General features: G+C 60.3%; 18 protein-coding genes. 10 read left to right on the top strand and 8 right to left on the bottom strand.

All coding sequences use genetic code 11. From position 1 onward, the window contains the following. The first annotated feature begins 150 nt into the window (after positions 1 to 150). Positions 151 to 774 (top strand): glutathione S-transferase N-terminal domain-containing protein, encoded by a 624-nt coding sequence (locus V8J63_RS26950; protein WP_136493785.1) that lies wholly within the window; start codon positions 151 to 153, stop codon positions 772 to 774. A gap of 177 nt (positions 775 to 951) precedes the next feature. Here V8J63_RS26950 and V8J63_RS26945 read toward each other — a convergent pair whose 3' ends face one another. Then, entirely contained in the window at positions 952 to 1,392 is a 441-nt protein-coding gene (locus tag V8J63_RS26945) for a CBS domain-containing protein (RefSeq protein WP_016775372.1), read from the bottom strand. Positions 1,393 to 1,675: 283 nt separating this feature from the next. Between V8J63_RS26945 and V8J63_RS26940 the strand changes: the two genes are divergently transcribed. Next, entirely contained in the window at positions 1,676 to 4,036 is a 2,361-nt protein-coding gene (locus V8J63_RS26940; RefSeq protein WP_336464919.1) for a DNA polymerase II, read from the top strand. Here V8J63_RS26940 and V8J63_RS26935 read toward each other — a convergent pair. The 3 genes from V8J63_RS26935 to V8J63_RS26925 form a co-directional block, all read right to left on the bottom strand. Continuing rightward, a complete protein-coding gene (locus V8J63_RS26935; RefSeq protein ID WP_336464918.1) occupies positions 4,001 to 4,471 on the bottom strand; it encodes a DUF1810 domain-containing protein in 471 nt (156 codons plus the stop codon). The two genes, V8J63_RS26940 and V8J63_RS26935, sit on opposite strands and share 36 nt — an antisense overlap. A 24-nt stretch (positions 4,472 to 4,495) precedes the next feature. Then, positions 4,496 to 5,317, bottom strand: coding sequence for an aldo/keto reductase (locus V8J63_RS26930; RefSeq protein WP_336464917.1), 822 nt, complete (start codon positions 5,315 to 5,317; stop codon positions 4,496 to 4,498). 278 nt (positions 5,318 to 5,595) lie between these two features. Continuing rightward, positions 5,596 to 6,744: an aldose epimerase family protein gene (locus V8J63_RS26925; protein WP_130927649.1), complete on the bottom strand. Its 1,149-nt coding sequence runs from the start codon at positions 6,742 to 6,744 to the stop codon at positions 5,596 to 5,598. Positions 6,745 to 6,989: 245 nt separating this feature from the next. On the opposite strand from V8J63_RS26925, the gene V8J63_RS26920 reads away from it, so the two are divergent. From V8J63_RS26920 to V8J63_RS26900, 5 genes are all read left to right on the top strand, one after another. Next, positions 6,990 to 7,739 carry a hypothetical protein gene (locus V8J63_RS26920; RefSeq protein WP_016775367.1) on the top strand — a complete coding sequence of 250 codons (750 nt, stop codon included), beginning with the start codon at positions 6,990 to 6,992 and terminating at the stop codon, positions 7,737 to 7,739. A gap of 235 nt (positions 7,740 to 7,974) precedes the next feature. Then, positions 7,975 to 8,760 carry a sulfite exporter TauE/SafE family protein gene (locus V8J63_RS26915; RefSeq protein ID WP_125927590.1) on the top strand — a complete coding sequence of 262 codons (786 nt, stop codon included), beginning with the start codon at positions 7,975 to 7,977 and terminating at the stop codon, positions 8,758 to 8,760. A 186-nt stretch (positions 8,761 to 8,946) separates the two neighbouring features. Continuing rightward, positions 8,947 to 9,510: a DUF4174 domain-containing protein gene (locus tag V8J63_RS26910; protein ID WP_016775365.1), complete on the top strand. Its 564-nt coding sequence runs from the start codon at positions 8,947 to 8,949 to the stop codon at positions 9,508 to 9,510. 567 nt (positions 9,511 to 10,077) lie between these two features. After that, positions 10,078 to 10,407, top strand: coding sequence for a DUF6124 family protein (locus tag V8J63_RS26905; RefSeq protein WP_336464923.1), 330 nt, complete (start codon positions 10,078 to 10,080; stop codon positions 10,405 to 10,407). A gap of 16 nt (positions 10,408 to 10,423) precedes the next feature. Further along, positions 10,424 to 10,690 carry a hypothetical protein gene (locus V8J63_RS26900; protein ID WP_125927592.1) on the top strand — a complete coding sequence of 89 codons (267 nt, stop codon included), beginning with the start codon at positions 10,424 to 10,426 and terminating at the stop codon, positions 10,688 to 10,690. 97 nt (positions 10,691 to 10,787) lie between these two features. Here V8J63_RS26900 and ampC read toward each other — a convergent pair whose 3' ends face one another. After that, on the bottom strand, positions 10,788 to 11,954 hold the full coding sequence (ampC, locus tag V8J63_RS26895; protein WP_336464916.1) for a class C beta-lactamase: 1,167 nt from the start codon (positions 11,952 to 11,954) through the stop codon (positions 10,788 to 10,790). A 159-nt stretch (positions 11,955 to 12,113) separates the two neighbouring features. Here ampC and V8J63_RS26890 point away from each other — a divergent pair, with 159 nt between their 5' ends. Beyond that, a complete protein-coding gene (locus V8J63_RS26890; RefSeq protein ID WP_125927594.1) occupies positions 12,114 to 12,986 on the top strand; it encodes a LysR family transcriptional regulator in 873 nt (290 codons plus the stop codon). Between the two features lie 127 nt (positions 12,987 to 13,113). On the opposite strand, the gene gudD is transcribed toward V8J63_RS26890, so the two are convergent. Beyond that, positions 13,114 to 14,457: a glucarate dehydratase gene (gene gudD, locus V8J63_RS26885; RefSeq protein ID WP_130889163.1), complete on the bottom strand. Its 1,344-nt coding sequence runs from the start codon at positions 14,455 to 14,457 to the stop codon at positions 13,114 to 13,116. Positions 14,458 to 14,482: 25 nt separating this feature from the next. Continuing rightward, entirely contained in the window at positions 14,483 to 15,829 is a 1,347-nt protein-coding gene (locus tag V8J63_RS26880) for an MFS transporter (RefSeq protein WP_336464915.1), read from the bottom strand. Positions 15,830 to 16,185: 356 nt separating this feature from the next. On the opposite strand from V8J63_RS26880, the gene V8J63_RS26875 reads away from it, so the two are divergent. After that, the gene (locus tag V8J63_RS26875; RefSeq protein ID WP_130889165.1) at positions 16,186 to 16,899 is read left to right on the top strand and encodes a FadR/GntR family transcriptional regulator; all 714 of its coding nucleotides are present in this window, start codon (positions 16,186 to 16,188) and stop codon (positions 16,897 to 16,899) included. Positions 16,900 to 16,990: 91 nt separating this feature from the next. Then, positions 16,991 to 17,221: a hypothetical protein gene (locus V8J63_RS26870; protein WP_024013477.1), complete on the top strand. Its 231-nt coding sequence runs from the start codon at positions 16,991 to 16,993 to the stop codon at positions 17,219 to 17,221. A 131-nt stretch (positions 17,222 to 17,352) separates the two neighbouring features. Here the strand turns inward: V8J63_RS26870 and V8J63_RS26865 are convergent. After that, positions 17,353 to 17,737: DMT family transporter (locus V8J63_RS26865; RefSeq protein ID WP_336464914.1), on the bottom strand; the 385-nt coding region annotated here is incomplete at its 5' end.

Below are 17,737 nucleotides of genomic sequence, written 5' to 3'. Positions count from 1 at the left end.
TGGGCACCGCCAGCGCTGATTGGCGAAGGTTGATTTCGCAAGTCGGCAGTGCATGGGAAAAACGTGCCAATCACGACACATTTGCAGAATTTTCTACGTCAGGCCAGCCAGCCATCTACCCTGTGCAAAGGCCTTATCGGGGGAACGGACATGTACCAGCTCTACGGGCACAAGAATTCCGGCGCGGCTGCCATCGAGGCGGCACTGGAGTTGTGCCAGATCGCCTATCGCTTCATTGATACCGAAGCCAGCGCCGAGGCCGACGAGGCGCTGGGCAAACTCAATCCGCTGAAACAGATACCGACCCTGCAACTGCCGGACGGCAGCGCCATGACTGAAAGCGCGGCGATCCTGATTCACCTGGGCCTGACGTTTCCCAAATCCGGCCTGCTGCCGAGCAAGGCAGCCGATCGTGATCAGGCGATTCGCGGCCTCGCCTATATCGTCAGCAATTGCTACGCAGCGGTTGGCATCATCGATTACCCCGAGCGCTGGCTGAGCACGCCCGACGAGAGCGCACGGCAAAACCTGATCGCCGGCACGCGCCAGCGCCTGCACTTCAGTTGGGAGGTGTTTGCCGATCAGTTTTCCGGGGAGCTGTATCTGGATGACGAAACGCCCGGCGCGCTGGATGTGCTGGCGGCCGTGGTAAGCCGCTGGGCCGGCAGCCGCGAACACCTGCGCCGGACCCGCCCGGGCTTTTATGCGTGGCTGCAAAGGATCGACCGGCACCCGGTGCTGGCACCGGTCTTTGAGCGGCATTGGCCGGCCTGACAGGCGCGATCGTTTCCACGCTCTGCGTGGGAATGCCTCAACGGACGCTCCGCGTTCGGCTTTAGAGGGACGCGGAGCGTCCCGGGCTGCATTCCCACGCAGAGCGTGGGAACGATCATCACTGACCTGGCGCATTCGCGAGCAGGCTCGCTCTCACAAGGGGTCACGGCGGTGGGCTCATTCGCCGCGAATGTACTGCTCCAGCTGTTTGATCAGCTCGGCCTGTTCGGCAATCGCCTCTTTCACCAGGTCGCCGATCGACAACAGGCCGATCAACTGGCCGTCCTCGACCACCGGCAAGTGGCGCAGGCGTTTGTCCGACATGATGCCCAGGCAGGTGTCGACGGTTTGTCGGGTATCCACGGTGATCACGTCCTTGACCATGATGTCGCGCACTGGCGTACCGACCGAAGAGCGTCCGTGCAGCACCAGTTTGCGTGCATAGTCACGCTCGCTGATGATGCCGACCACTTTGTCGTCTTCGACCACCAGCAAGGCGCCGACGTTTTTCTCGGCCATCTTCATCAGCGCTTCGAGCACCATGTGATCGGGTTTGATCTGGTGCACTTCCTGATTTTTCTGATCTTTGAGCTTGAGCAGTTGGGCGACGGTCTTCATGGCGGTTACTCAGGTGTTGTCGTTGTTCATCAAGCATCGTAGACGCAGCCGCGCAGAGCAAGGTGGCAAAGCGGCAGTTAGCGTGCAAAAAACGCCATTTGCCGGAAAAAACATCTTTGTATCGGTAAATGAAGCATCTGTGGCGAGGGGATTCATCCCCGTTGGCCTGCGCAGCAGGCCTTTTCATTAAAAGCGGGGCCGCTTCGCGGCCAGCGGGGATAAATCCCCTCGCCACAGATCCTGCGTAGAATGGCGTTCTGATTGAAACGTTGAGGTCGCAGTGGTGGATTTACAGCAGGGCTTCGTCCTGACCCGGCATTGGCGCGATACGCCGGCCGGCACCGAAGTCGAGTTCTGGCTGGCGACGGACGCCGGGCCGCGCCGTGTGCGTCTGGCGCATCAGCCGTCGGTCGCATTTATTCCCGCCGCACAGCGAGAAGCAGCCGAGCGTCTGCTGCACGATGAAAAGAATGTAGAGCTGCGACCGTTGGCGCTGCTGGATTTTCAGCATCGTCCGGTGCTCGGTCTGTATTGCCAGCAGCACGGCCAGTTGATGCGCCTCGAAACCGCGCTCAACCGCGCCGGCGTCGACGTCTTTGAAGCCGACGTCCGCCCGCCGGAACGCTATCTGATGGAGCGCTTCATCACCGCGCCGGTGCTGTTTGGCGGCACCCCGGATGCTGACGGCGTACTGATCAACGCCCAACTGAAACCCGACCCCGATTACCGGCCGAAGCTGCGCTTGGTCTCACTGGACATCGAGACCACCGAAAACGGCGAGCTGTATTCCATCGCGCTGGAAGGCTGTGGCGAGCGCCAGGTGTACATGCTCGGCGCGCCGAACGGCGACGCGAGCATTGTCGATTTCGACCTCGAGTACTGCGATTCGCGCACGCTCATTCTGAAGAAGCTCAACGACTGGTTCGCCCGCCACGACCCCGACGCGATCATTGGCTGGAACGTCGTGCAGTTCGATTTGCGCATCCTTCATGAACACGCACGGCGTCTCGGCGTGCCGCTGAAGATCGGTCGTGGCGGCGAAGAAATGCAGTGGCGCGAGCACGGCAGCCGCAATCACTACTTCGCCTCGGCAGCGGGGCGGCTGATCATCGATGGCATCGAGTCGTTGCGTTCGGCGACCTGGAGTTTTCCCTCGTTCAGCCTGGAAAACGTCGCGCAGACGCTGCTCGGCGAAGGCAAGGCGATCAACAATCCGTACCAGCGCATGGACGAGATCAATCGCATGTTCGCCGAAGACAAACCGGCGCTGGCCAAATACAACCTCAAGGACTGCGAGCTGGTCACGCGGATTTTCGCCAAGACCGAACTGCTGACGTTTTTGCTCGAACGCGCCAGCGTTACCGGACTGCCGGCCGACCGCAGCGGCGGTTCGGTTGCCGCGTTCACCCATTTGTACATGCCGTTGATGCACCGCCAGGGCTTCGTTGCGCCCAATCTGGGCACCAATCCACCCCAGGCCAGCCCCGGCGGGTTTGTCATGGATTCACGCCCGGGGCTTTACGAATCGGTGTTGGTCCTCGATTACAAAAGCCTCTACCCGTCGATCATTCGCACCTTTCTGATCGACCCGGTGGGCTTGATCGAGGGCCTGCAACACCCGGACGACGCTGACTCGGTAGCGGGTTTTCGTGGCGCACGCTTCTCGCGCACCCGCCATTGCCTGCCGTCCATCGTGGCGCGGGTGGCCGAAGGGCGCGAGACCGCCAAACGCGAGCACAACGCGCCGCTGTCCCAAGCGCTGAAGATCATCATGAACGCCTTCTACGGCGTGCTCGGCTCCAGCGGTTGCCGTTTTTTCGATACCCGGCTGGCCTCGTCGATCACCTTGCGCGGCCACGAAATCATGTTGCGCACTCGCCAGTTGATCGAAGAACAGGGCCACGCCGTCATTTACGGCGACACCGATTCAACCTTCGTCTGGCTGCGCAGTCTGCACGGTCAAGATGAAGCAGCGCAGATCGGCCATGCGCTGGTCAAACACGTCAACGATTGGTGGCGCACGCATGTGCGTGAGGAATACGGACTGGAAAGCGCGCTGGAATTGCAGTTCGAGATTCACTACAAGCGCTTTCTGATGCCGACCATTCGCGGCGCCGAGGAGGGCAGCAAGAAGCGCTACGCCGGACTCGTCACCCGCGCCGATGGCAGCGAGGAAATGGTCTACAAAGGCCTGGAAACCGTGCGCACCGACTGGTCGCTGCTGGCCCGGCAGTTTCAGCAAGAACTGTATAAGCGGATCTTCCAGCGCAAGCCGTATCAGGATTATGTGCGCGATTACGTGCGTAAGACCCTCGCCGGCGAGTTCGACGATCGGCTGATCTACCGCAAACGTCTGCGCCGCACTCTCGACGATTATGAACGCAACGTGCCGCCGCACGTACGCGCGGCGCGGCTGGCCGACGACTACAACGCCGAGCAGGGGCGGCCCCGGCAGTATCAGAACGGCGGCTGGATCAGCTACGTCATCACCCTGGCCGGCCCGGAGCCGCTGGAGGTACGCCGCGCCGCCATCGACTACGACCACTACATCACGCGACAGCTGCAACCGGTGGCGGATGCGATTCTGCCGTTTGTCGACGACGACTTCTCAACCCTGATCGGTGGGCAACTGGGCCTGTTTTGAGTCGAGCAGTTGCAGCGTCCATTCATCGAGAATGCCGTGGAAGTACCGCTCCAGCGCCTGATGGAACAGACTTTCCTCAACGCTGAACTGGGCGAACAGGGTCATCGAAGAATGAAATTTCAGGTCATCGGGGTGGCCAAACATTTCTGCAATCGAGCGCTGCGGCACATTCAGCACCAGTTGCGTGCAGGTGCGCAGCCGCGCCCCGAGCAGCTCGTGGGCGAGATAGGCCTGGGCTTCCTCGGCTGAACCGATGGCGAAGCGGCGGGCCATTTCGCTGCCGCCCAATCCGGCGAACTGCGGAAAGACGAACCACATCCAGTGGCTGCGCTTGCGGCCTGTCTCGAGTTCACGCTGGACCCGTTCGAACACCGGATCCTGTGCCTGGACAAAACGTTGCAGGTTGTACGGGTCGTGCAGATCTGTGCTTCTCATGGCGAAGCCCTCGCAGTCGGCAGCTCAGACCATGGCCAGCCGCTGCTTGCGTTGAGGCGCCGGGAACACCTTGTCCAGCGCCGCCAGATCCCCGGCGTCCAGTTGCAACCGGGCCGCCTCGGCATTGAGTTGCACATGCTCGGGGCGCACAGCTTTGGGAATCGCAATCACGCCGTCCTGGCGCAGGAGCCACGCCAGTGAAATCTGCGCCGGGGTGGCGTTGTAACGACTGGCAATGTCTTGCAGAACCGGCTCGGCGAGCATCGCGCCGCCCTGGCCGATCGGACAGTACGCCATCAACGGCAGGCGCTGATGCTGGCACCACGGCAGCAAATCGAATTCGATGCCGCGCTCCTCAAGGTTGTACAACACCTGATTGGTAGCGCAGGCCGAGCTGGAGAGTTCTTCGAGGTCGTCGACATCGAAATTCGACACGCCCCAACGGCCGATCTTGCCGTCCTCGCGCAGACGCTCGAAGGCTTCGACGGTTTCCTCCAGCGGATACTGACCGCGCCAGTGCAGCAGATACAGATCGATGTAGTCGGTGCCGAGCCGACGCAAACTGCGCTCGCAGGCTTGCGGGATGCCCTGGCGGCTGGCGTTGTGCGGGTAGACCTTGCTGACCAGAAAGACTTGATCGCGCAGACCGGCAATGGCTTCGCCGACCACCGTTTCGGCACCGCCCTCGGCGTACATCTCGGCAGTGTCGATCAGGCTCATGCCCAGCTCGATGCCGGTGCGCAGCGCCGCCACTTCACGGCTGTGCGCCGAACGATCCTCGCCCATGCGCCAAGTGCCCTGACCAATCACGGGAACCTGCACGCCGGCCAACTCAAGGGTATGCATTCAAACCTCCTGCCTTAAAGAGTCGATATCTTTAGTGGGCAGCAGGATAGAGCAAGGGTTCCCGGAAGGAAGGGGGAGTCAAGGATGAAACCGGATCAATTGTGGTCAGGAGATCTTGTGGCGGGGATTTGTGGCGAGGGGATTTATCCCCGCTGGGCTGCGAAGCAGCCCCAAAAACCTGCAATAGAACGCTGTCTGATACAACGCGTGTTGCAGGATCGGGGCTGCTTCGCATCCCAACGGGGATGAATCCCCTCGCCACAGGGGAGCATGGCAGGTTACTTGGCGGAGAACTTCAGTATCACGCTGTGGGCATAGGTCTGCCCCGGATCAAGCCGCGTGCTTGGGAAATCCGGCTGGTTCGGCGAATCCGGGTAGTGCTGGGTCTCGAGGGTGAATGCGCCCCAGTGTGGATAGACCTTGCCGCCCTTGCCCTTGACCGTGCCGTCGAGGAAGTTGCTGGTGTAGAACTGCACGCCCGGCTCGCTGGTGAACAGTTGCAGCACACGCCCGGATTGCGGGTCGCTGACTTCGGTGGCGAGCTTGCTGACATCGCCCTTGGTGTCCAGTGCCCAGTTGAAATCGAAGCCGCCCTGTTTCGGCTCGGCGAATTTCAGCTGCGGATGATCAGCCTTGATGTGCGTGCCGATCGCCGTCGGTTTGCTGAAGTCCATCGGCGTACCGGCCACAGGCGCCAGCTCCCCGGTCGGGATCAGTTTCGCGGTGACCGGCGTGTAACGGCTGGAGTTGATCATGGCGACTTGCTTGAGAATGTCGCCATTGCCGGCGCCGGCCAGGTTGAAGTAGCTGTGGTTGGTCAGGTTGAGCACGGTCGGCTTGTCGGTGCTGGCCTTGTAGTCGATGCGCAGCTCGTTGTTGTCGGTCAGGCGATAGGTGACTTCGGTGGTCAGATTGCCCGGGAAACCCATCTCGCCGTCGGCCGACAGGTAGGTCAGGGTTACGCCCACCGAATCCTTGTCCTTGGTTTCCCTGGCCTTCCAGACTTTCTTGTCGAAACCTTCGGGGCCGCCGTGCAGGGCGTTGGATTTGTCGTTCTGCGGCACTTGATAACGCTTGCCATCGAGTTCGAAAGCACCTTCGGCCAGGCGGTTGCCGAAGCGGCCGATGGTCGCGCCGAAGTACGCGGTGCCTTTCTGATAGCCCTGCACATCGTCAAAACCCAAGACGACGTCGTCGAACTTGCCGTGTTTGTCAGCGACTTTCAGCGCTTGCAGGGTCGCGCCGTAGGTAATCACGGTGGCTTGCATGCCGTGGCTGTTGCGCAGGATGTACTGTTCGACAGGCGTGCCGTCATTGGTTTTGCCGAAGGCTTTGTGTTCAGCGGTCAGGCCCGCCGCGTTGGCGGAAAGGGTAGCGATCATCAGGGACAGTCCGAGGCCGGAGAGCAGGTGACGGGATTGAAGCATGGTTGACCTTCCTTTTTGTTGTTGTTTTGAGAAAACGCAATTAGTCAGGCTATTGAATATTTCGCAGAAGATTTATAGCGGATTTACCGCTGTTGGCAAATATAAAGTCCGACTAATTGATGTGGCGAAAAGCGCCGAAGGTCGGCTCACCGCCAAGGCACTGCACTTTTTCGCAATCGGCGGCTCTATGCATGGCCAGGATGCGGTGACTCCCGCCGCACAGGAATGTGCCTGTCCGAGACTTCATGCCGAGTGTTTTTGCCCTGATCACCGCCGCTCACCGCCGCCCGTGCCTGCTCCTGGCCTGCCTGTTGTCGCTGTTGCTAAGCGGCTGCAGCCACCAGAACGGCAATGGATTTTTCAATCAGATACGAGAAGGGCAGCCGCAGGAGTTTTTGCAGACCAGCGTCGACCGCATGGCCACCCTGGCGATGCGCGATAACCTCGACAGTCTCTATCGATTGATGGGCAAGCTTTACCTGCGCAACCCGGAAGAACTGCGCAAATCCGGTTTCCTCACCGTCAACGCCGCCGTGAAACAGGTGCGTCTCGCTGTCGAGCAACAGCAGCCGTTGCCCGTGCTGGGCGGGCGCAAGGACCTGGCGGCGCTGAGCTATGCGATGAGTCCGGAATTCCTCGGCGACCGCGTCGGCGCCTTCATCTATGCGATCGGCAGCATGCTGGTTACCGCCCACGGCAATCGCACCGAGTTCTACATGACCGACGCGATCAACCCGACGTTCGTGCACAACGCCGCGCGCAACATCGAAAAAGCCATGTGGATTTTGTCGCAACGACAAAACAAGGAAGGTCAGCCGTTGCTGTTCTCCAACGAAATCTCGGAGGAGGGCAGCAATCTCAGCTTCGCCACCGAATTCAGCAAAATCGTCGCGCGCCTGGATCTGCTCACGCAGATGCTCGATGAGCGCTATCGCAGGATCGGCCTGAATTACGCGCAGAGTCTGCTGTTCTTGAATTTCCTGCCGGTGCAGTGAGCCTTGCAGGTTTGCTGTGGCCCAAAGATCCACTGTGGGAGCGAGCCTGCTCGCGAATGCGTTGTGTCATTCAACTCATCGGTCGGCTGACACCCCCTTCGCGAGCAGGCTCGCTCCCACAGGGATCTGCGGTGAATTCGATATGGCATAACGATAGACCGCATCGATATATGTGGTTATAAGAAAAATCGCTATGCTGCGGGCCAGATTTTCCTGTCGTTTTCTGGACGTTTGAATGGAATTGGCAAATTTCGGCCTGGTGATTGCCGGGCTGGTGGTGGGGTTTATCGTCGGCATGACCGGTGTCGGCGGTGGTTCGTTGATGACGCCGATTCTGCTGTGGTTCGGCATCAACCCGGCGACGGCGGTGGGTACGGACCTGCTTTACGCTGCGATCACCAAATCCAGCGGCGTCCTCGTTCACAAGAAGAACAAGAACATCGACTGGGCGATCACCGGCTGGCTGACCCTCGGCAGCGTGCCAGCCGTGGCCATGACCCTGTGGTTCCTCAGCACCCTGCACACCGCGCCGGACGCGATGAACGCCATTATCAAGCAGGCGCTCGGCTTCGTCCTCTTCGCCACCGCCTTGGCAATCTTCTTCAAGAAACGCTTGCTCGAATTCGCCCACAAACGCGCGGGTGGCAACTACAACCCGAGCGGTTCGCGCCTGAATATCATGACGGTGATCACCGGTCTGATCCTCGGCACCATGGTCGCCCTGACCTCGATCGGCGCCGGCGCACTCGGCACCGTTGCCTTGTTCATCCTCTACCCGCTACTGCCAACCCGCCGCCTGGTCGGCACCGAAATCGCCCACGCCGTACCCCTGACCCTCGTCGCCGGCCTCGGCCACGCAAGCATGGGCAACATGGATTGGGGCGTGCTGGGCTTCCTGCTGATGGGCTCGCTGCCCGGCATCTGGCTCGGCAGCCACCTGACCGGACGCATCTCCGACGAAGTCCTGCGCCCGTGCCTGGCGACGATGCTGGTGTTGATTGGTTACAAGTTGGCGTTCTGATTCAGCCTGGAGAAAACACTTCCAATGCAGCGGCCGTAGGGATGTGCCGATGATCGCTTGCGTCATGTTGCGCAAAGCGCTCCCTGACCTAAGCTTCTGACAGGGCAATGCCTTTTTGCCAGACACCGCCGGAACAACCGCCACGATGCGCAATCAGTAGTGCGTGGATATCAAAAGGAGATGCGCATGCTCATCAGGTCCCTGACCCTGACCCTCTTGCTGGCAATCGCTGGCCCCCTGTTCGCCGCCGACAGCGATTCACCCCTGGCCGGGGACGTGGGCCGCGCCCGCCCGCTGATCGTGATTGCGCAAAGCACTGTCGACCCGGTGTGGCTGAGCCTGAAGAAGTCGCTGGAAGATCCGGCCAACAAAAAGGGCGTCACCGACCGCAACATCAAGGTCTACACCATCCTCAGCATGTCCGGACAGCTCGACGGCAAGGACATGGGCCAGCAGGACACCATGGCCCTGCTGCGTTCGCTGAAGCTCGGTGCCGGCGCTTATCCAAAAGTGTTCCTGGTGGGCAAGGACGGCGAAACCAAGCTCTCCGCCTCGGGTGATGAAGCCAAGGCATTGAGCCTGGCGAAAATCTTCGAAACCATCGACGCCATGCCCATGGCCGAAAAAGAAGCCGCCGCTGCGGCCGCCGCCGCACAAACGCCTGCCGCCACCGAGCCGGAACCGGCCAAAGGCGCGAAGGGCAGCAAACCGGCGAAACCGAGCAAACCGCCGCAGATGCCGGATGATTGATTGCGCGTTGACTGAATGAAGCAAAATCCCTGTGGGGGCTGGCAAACCAGCTCCCACATTTTTTTGTGAAGTACACAGTTCAAATGTGGGAGCGAGCCTGCTCGCGATAGCGGTTTTTCAGGCGCTGAAAGGTGACTGATCGAGCGCATTCGCGAGCAGGCTCGCTCCCACAAGTCATCTGCTGATCGAAATTCATTGCAGCATATGCCTGCCGAAACGTCTGACGCCAACACCCTTCAAATCGAGTGGATTTTTCCTGCAAGACGCGGCGGTCGTGGTGAACTGGTGCGTTGTGACGCAGAGGGATAACCTCTTTTGGCCGCTGAAAAACACAGTGGTCGGATGTGGAAGTCCGGTTGTTTGGTTACATCCATCAATGTCTCAAAAGCGCATGTCGACGGGTTTTATGTCAACATCGCCGCGTTTTGGCGGCTGTGCGCAGGAGCACTCTCGAGTGCGCCGGGTATTGGTGGATTGGCCTGGTCTTCCACACCTGCGTACAGCTGCCACCCTCATGTGGAAGTGAGACAGGTAGTGTTTCCTACAATCCACAACGGTAATCAACACATGAAAAAACACACTCCAAATCCCCCCGAATCCCCCATGGATTCAAGCTCCTTCGACTCCAATAATCCGCGTCTGCGCCACCCCGGCCAACCCGATCCCATCAGCCACGTTTTCACCATTCTCCCCGACATCGACACGGCGACACTGCTGAGCCATGCCTGCGAAACCCTTGCCTCACTGAACGTACTGACCACAGATCTGGCCTGCGAGTTGAGCGGTGCGCAGCGCAGCCTGACGTTGTCGATCCAGCAATTGGCAATAGTCGGAGAACTGCTGGTCAACCGCGCGCTGGACAATCTCGATTCACCCGCAACGGCGACTCAACATTGAACAGGGAGGTTCTACCATGGTGCGCTACATACCGATCACCGGGATTGACTGCAAAATTCCCTGTGTGCTGATCGACAGCGAAGCCCCCATTGACGTGTTGCACGGCACCGCGGCTTACCGCTTGCGCTGTGTGACGCAGTTGATGGAGAGCCTTTCGCTGGACGAGGGCAAGGGACAAGATGCATTGCTGTTGCAGGATTTCGCCCGGGTGCTGGCGATTCCTTTGCGCGATAGCTGTGACTTGATGGATGTCATTGGCTGGCGCTTGCAGGCGCAGCTTTAAGCGCTGAAACGAAAAAGATCGCAGCCTGCGGCGGCTCCTACAGGATCGGGTTTTCACTCGGTCAATGGAGCTGCCGCAGGCTGCGATCTTTTGATCTTTATTCGGTCAACTGACTGAAAATCTCATGCGCAATCTTCACCCGTTCGGCATTCGGGTAGTTCTTGTTGGCCAGAATCACAATGCCTATGTCCCGCGACGGCACGAACGCCACATACGCGCCAAAGCCCCGTGTAGAACCGGTCTTATTGAATAGCACATTGGCCGGTTCAGCTTGCGGTGGAGTCAGCCATTCGACTTTGTGCGGTTCCATGGCCATGGGGGTCGAGTTGCCGTTTTGCAGTTTTTCCAGGCTGATCGGGTAGACGTAGCGCTCCCAGCCCAGGCCCTGGGTCATGTCGCCGACGCGGTAATAACCGATGTGAGTGTTGGCGATGGCTTGGTGCAGATCAGGCGCAAGGCTGGCCGGTTTCAGCTGTGCCTGGACGTAACGCAGCAGGTCGGCGGCGCTGGTTTTGATGCCGTAGGCTTCGGCGTCGAGGGCGCCGGGGCTGACGCGTACCGGTTGGTCGGCGCTGTCGTAGCCTTGGGCGTAAAGCTTCGACTGCGCTGGCGGTACGCTGAGGAAGGTGTGCTGAAGGCCGAGTTTCGGCAGCAGGGTTTGCGTCATTGCCTGGTCGAACGGCTGGCCGAGGCTTTTCGCCGTCAGGTAGCCGAACAGGCCCAGGCTCGGGTTGGAATACAGGCGATGGCTGCCGGCGGGAAACTGCGGTTTCCATTGTTGGTAATAGCCGAGCATCCTGTCGGAAGAATCCGCCTCAGCGGGAAATTGCAGCGGCAGTCCGCCAGCACTGTAGGTGCCCAGTTGCAGCACGCTGATGTTGTCGAAGGCGCTGCCCTTGAGCTCCGGCCAGAGTTGGCTGGCCTTGCTCGACAGGTCGAGTTTGCCTGTGGCCTGGGCGTAACCGGCGAGGGTGGCGGTGAAGGTTTTACTCACCGAGCCGACTTCGAAGAGGGTGTTTTCGCTGACCTTTTGTGCGGTGTCTTTAGCGGCGACCCCGTAGTTAAAGTAATGCGCCTGGCCATTCAGGGTGATCGCTACGGTCAGCCCCGGGATGTTGTTTTGCTGCATCACCGGGGTGACGGCTTGGCTGACCAGTGCCTGCAATTGCGCATCCGTCGGCGTTGCGGCATGACAGGCAACGCTGCCGAAGAACAGTGCGAAAGCGCTGTAGGAAAAGACCTTGCTCGGTTTTAAGGAACACATGATTGAATCACTCTCCATGAGTGTCGATTGGTGTATCCCGCTACACTGCGGGTGATTTTTCATCGGACGGCCGATCAGCGCGGCCAATTTAGGCACTTCGCCGGCCCTCGACAAATGATGAAAACTCGCATGGGCCATTAGAAAAATTTGGGGCAACGCATGATTCGACCGCAACTGCCGCTCAACGCTCTGCGCGCATTTGAAGCCTCGGCACGTCACTTGAGTTTTACCCGTGCTGCCGTCGAGTTGTGCGTGACACAAGCGGCGGTGAGCCATCAGGTCAAAAGCCTGGAAGCGCAACTCAGCCTGACCCTGTTCAAACGCCTGCCCCGTGGGCTGATGCTGACCAGTGAAGGCGAAACCTTGCTGCCGGTACTCAGCACATCATTCGATCATATTGCGCAGATGCTCGAACGTCTGGCCGGTGGGCAGTATCGCGACATGTTGACGGTCGGCGCGGTGGGCACTTTTGCTGTGGGTTGGCTGTTGCCGAGGCTGGCGGACTTTCGGGGGAAACATCCGCTTATAGATTTACGTCTGTCGACCAATAACAACCGGGTGGATGTGGCGGCGGAAGGACTGGATTACGCCATTCGTTTCGGTGCTGGCGCCTGGCATGGCATCGAGGCGACACGCTTGCTCGATGCGCCGTTGTCGGTATTGTGCGTGCCGGAGATTGCCCGGCAACTGCACTCGCCGGCGGACCTGTTGCAGCAGACCTTGCTGCGCTCCTATCGCACCGATGAATGGCCGGAGTGGTTTCACGCAGCGGGCCTGGCGACGCAGGCCGCGCCACCGCAAAGCATCGTGTTCGATTCGTCGCTGGCAATGATGGAAGCCGCATTGCAGGGCGGCGGCGTGGCGTTGGCGCCGCCGCTGATGTTCGCCCGGCAACTGGCGGCTGATGCGATTTGCCAGCCGTTTGCGATCGAGATCACCACCGGCAGTTACTGGCTGACACGGTTGCAGTCGCGAGCGGAAACGGTGGCGATGAAAGCGTTCAAAACCTGGTTGCTGCAAGTTTCTGCCTGACACAAAACCCCCTTGTGGGAGCGAGCCTGCTCGCGAAAGCGGTGTATCAGCGACAGCACTATCGACTGACCTGACGCCTTCGCGAGCAGGCTCGCTCCCACAATTGAAATCAGCGGCGCCTGCTGGATTACCGCACCAGACACGGCCGCTTGTTATCGAATTTCCACCCCGGAATCAGGAACTGCATCGCCACGCTGTCATCCCGCGCGCCGAGGCCCATGCCTTTGTACAGTTCGTGGGCCTTGGCCACTTGATCCATGTCCAGCTCCACACCCAGCCCGGGTTTTTTCGGCACCTGCACGAGACCATCGACAATCTGCAGCGGTGCCTTGGTCAGGCGCTGACCGTCCTGCCAGATCCAGTGGGTGTCGATGGCGGTAATCTCCCCGGGTGCGGCGGCGGCGACGTGGGTGAACATGGCCAGGGAAATATCGAAGTGGTTGTTGGAATGCGAGCCCCAGGTCAGGCCCCACTCGTAGCACATCTGCGCGACGCGTACCGAACCCTGCATGGTCCAGAAGTGCGGGTCGGCCAGCGGGATGTCCACTGACTGCAACTGAATCGCGTGGCCCATTTCGCGCCAGTCGGTGGCGATCATGTTGGTCGCGGTTTTCAGCCCGGTGGCGCGGCGGAATTCAGCCATGACTTCGCGCCCGGAATAACCGTTTTCCGCACCGCACGGGTCTTCGGCGTAGGCGAGTACGTGGTGCTGATCGCGGCACAGACGGATCGCCTCTTTCAGCGACCAGGCGCCGTTCGGGTCGAGGGTGATTCGCGCTTCAGGGAAGCGCTCGGCCAGTGCCGTGACCGCTTCGATTTCGGCATCGCCGCTGAGCACGCCGCCCTTGAGTTTGAAATCCTTGAAACCGTACTTGGCGTGCGCCGCCTCGGCCAGACGCACGACTGCTTCGGCGGTCATGGCTTTCTCGTGGCGCACACGGAACCAGTCGTTGTCGGCGTCCGGTTCGCTGCGATAGGCCAGATCGGTTTCGTGTTGATCGCCGACGTAGAACAGATAACCGAGCATCTTCACTTCGTCGCGTTGCTGACCTTCACCGAGCAGCGCCGCCACTGGCACGTCGAGATGCTGGCCGAGCAGGTCGAGGAGGGCGGCCTCCAGGCCGGTGACCGCGTGAATGGTGATGCGCAGGTCGAATGTTTGCAGGCCGCGGCCGCCGGCATCGCGGTCGGCGAAGGTCTGGCGCACCTGGTTGAGGATCTTCTGGTAGGTGCCGATAGGGCTGCCGACCACCAGATTGCGTGCATCTTCCAGGGTCTGGCGAATGCGCTCGCCACCGGGCACTTCGCCGACGCCGGTGTGGCCGGCGTTGTCCTTGAGGATGACGATGTTACGGGTGAAAAACGGCCCGTGGGCGCCGCTCAGGTTGAGCAGCATGCCGTCGTGACCGGCCACCGGAATGACCTGCATGTCGGTGATGATCGGAGCTTTGGCGCTGTCATTAACAGTCATTGTTGTTTTCCTTGTCGAGACGTAGTCAGGCGTGTTTCGGCGCGGCGTCGGCCACAGCCTTTTCAGCAGCGGGTTTGGGCGTGGTGCGAGCGGCGAGGACGATGATTGCGGCGATGATCGAGGTCGCGGCCAGACCATAGAGGCCGCCCTGAATCGAGCCGGTGTGTTGCTCAAGCAGGCCAAAAGTGGTCGGTGCGACGAAGCCGCCGAGGTTGCCCACCGAGTTGATCAGCGCGATCACTGCCGCCGCGATGCGTGCATCCAGATAAGCCTGGGGAATCGGCCAGAACAGCGACGAGGCGGATTTGAAACCCAGCGCCGCAAAGCAGATCGCGACGAAGGCAAAGATCGGCCCGCCAGTGGTGGACATGAACATCCCCGCTGCCGCGATCAACAGGGCAGTGGCGACCCAAGCTTGTTGATGTTTCCACTTCGCCGACAGCGAGGCGAAGGCGTACATGCCGACGATCGACAGCAACCATGGAATCGAGTTGAACAGGCCGACCTGCACGTCGCTGAGTTCGCCCATCTTCTTGATGATGCTCGGCAGCCAGAAAGTCGCCGCGTAAATGGTCAGCTGAATGAAGAAGTAGATCAGGCAGAACAGAATGATCTGCCGGTCCTTGAGCAGTTTGCCCAGCGACGGCCGGATCGGCGTCGCGGCTTCGCGGGCCTTTTGCTCGTCGTCGATGGCGCTGACCAACGCATCCTGTTCGGCGCGGCTCAGCCATTTCGCGTCGTGGGGTTTGGCATCCAGCCAGAACCAGACAAACACGCACAGGCACACCGAGAACATCCCCTCGATGAAATACATCCATTGCCAGCCGTGCATGCCCAGCCCATTGATCTGCAGGAGCAGGCCGGACAGCGGACCGGAGATCAGCGAGGCCACGGCCGAGCCGCTGAGGAAGATCGCGATCGCCTTGCCGCGCTCAACGCCTGGCAGCCAACGGGTGAAGTAATAAATCACCCCGGGAAAGAACCCGGCCTCGGCGACACCGAGCAGGAAACGCAGAATATAGAAGTGGGTTTCGTTCTGGATGAAGGCCATGCAGGCCGCGACTATGCCCCAGGTGAACATGATGCGGGTCAGCCAGATCCGCGCGCCTACTTTTTGCAGAAGCATGTTGGACGGCACTTCGAACAGCGCGTAACCGATAAAGAACAGCCCGGCGCCGAAGCCATAGGCGGCAGCACCGATGCCCAGATCGGTTTCCATGTGGGTGCGGACGAAGCCGATGTTCACCCGGTCAATGTAATTGACGATGAACATGATCACGAAGAGCGGCAGGACGTGGCGTTTGACTTTGGAGATGGCTGAGGCGAGCGTCGGGTCGACGCTGTCCTGCATCCCGGAGACGGAGGTTTTCACTGATGTTTTCTCCCACTGATTATTTTTATGCGGGTAGGACTGAGTGCTGCGTTGTTGATAGACATCATACAACTGTGGTTTTTTGTCCTACAAGTGGGGAGGGGCGATTAAATTCTTCTGATTGTTCGGTTTCTTATGCGAAAACAGGATCTAAGCCCGTATTTATTGATTGTTGAGCCAGTCGAGCGGAGCGCATTTTTGATATGTGAATGGTGATGCGTGATGGCTGGCTATCGAAAATATTCGATGTAATTGAGTGTTGTCATACAAGTTGATGGCCCGTCGACCGCTAAAATCCATCTCAACCGTCATCCCGCAGTGCTACGATCGGCAAGCCCCGATCACCGGAACCGATCATGCAAGAAGACCTCGACGCGCCCGCGCGCAAACGCACGCACAACCTCGCTCATGACCTGGTGGAAAAGCTCACCCAGAGCATCCTGCTCGGACAACTGTCGCCCGGTGACAAGCTACCGTCGGAGAACTCCATCGTGCAGGAGCACGGGGTCAGCCGCACGGTGGTGCGCGAGGCGATCTCCAAGTTGCAGGCCTCGGGGCTGGTCGAGACGCGCCATGGTATCGGTACTTTCGTGATCGAGCGCGCCGCGGAGCAGGGCCTGCGCCTGAACGTCGATACGGCGCTCGGTGTGCGCAGCATTCTCGAATTGCGCATGGGCCTGGAGACGCAAGCGGCGGCGCTGGCGGCGCAGCGGCGCAGTGAGCAGCAGGTGCAGCAGATGCGTCAGGCGCTGGATGACTATCAACGGCTGCTGGCGAACAACGACAGTTGCGTGGAAGCCGATCGGCGTTTTCATCTGCTGATCGCCGAGGCCACCGGCAACGCTTGTTTCAGCGAGATCATGCAGCACCTGGGCAGTGCGATGATCCCGCGCAATCGCCTGAATGCCGCCGAGCGCGGCGCGGCGGATCTGAGCAAGCTCGGGTACTTGGCCAATCTGGAACACGAGGCGATTCTGAATGCGATCAAGCGTCAGGACGCCGATGCCGCCCGCGCCGCGATGTGGCTGCACCTGACCAACAGTCGTGATCGCTTTATCGCCCAAGGCTGATGCCGCTGGTCTGATCTACCGCACGCCCTCAGCACCCGCGCTTCCAAACAATACGCCCCGGATAATCCGGGCCAGTATTGTGAGGTGCAGCATGGCTGATGACTCGCTTGTTCCCGGTGGCATGGCGCCCACCGACCAGACCCGCCCCGTATCCGGCACCGACGAGCCGACGCTGAGCGATCACGACGCACCGCCGGGCATGGACCCGGGGCGCGATCCACTGAGCGATGCCGACCGCCCGGATGACTGGAAGGATCCGCCGGATGACGACGATGTACCGCCGGCGGACGAGCCGACACCGTTGTCGGATGATATGCGCTGAGGTCTCGATTATTCATTGAGTGGGCCGGCCTCTTCGCGAGCAGGCTCGCTCCCACAATGGATGTATGTACGACACAGATCCACTGTGGGAGCGAGCCTGCTCGCGAAGACGGCATCGGCTTCACAGCAGATTCAAGCCTTGTTCTCAACTGCTCGAACGACGCCAACCCCACGCTCCAGATTCAACGCCAACACACTGATCAACACCACCACCGCTCCCATCAGCACCATCAACGTCGGCCGTTCCCCCAATCCCCACGACGCAATTCCCATGGCCGTCGGCGGTATCAGATACAAGGTCATCGTCGCCCGACTCAAGTCCACATGCTTGAGCACGAAACCCCAGGCCAGATACGCCAGAGCGCTGGGAAACACCCCCAACATCAGCACCGCCCACTGCGCACGCGGCGGCGCCTGCATCACGGCGTCAGCCAGCCCCGGCAGATAAATCAGCAACAGCAACGTCCCCGACCACACCGCGTAGCAGCCCAGACTGAAACCGTCGTAGCGCCGCGCA

The sequence above is a fragment of the Pseudomonas sp. CCNWLW23 genome (assembly GCF_037095675.1).
GTDB classification, from domain to species: Bacteria; Pseudomonadota; Gammaproteobacteria; order Pseudomonadales; family Pseudomonadaceae; genus Aquipseudomonas; species Aquipseudomonas atacamensis.
This window is presented reverse-complemented; position numbering and strand designations above follow the sequence as displayed.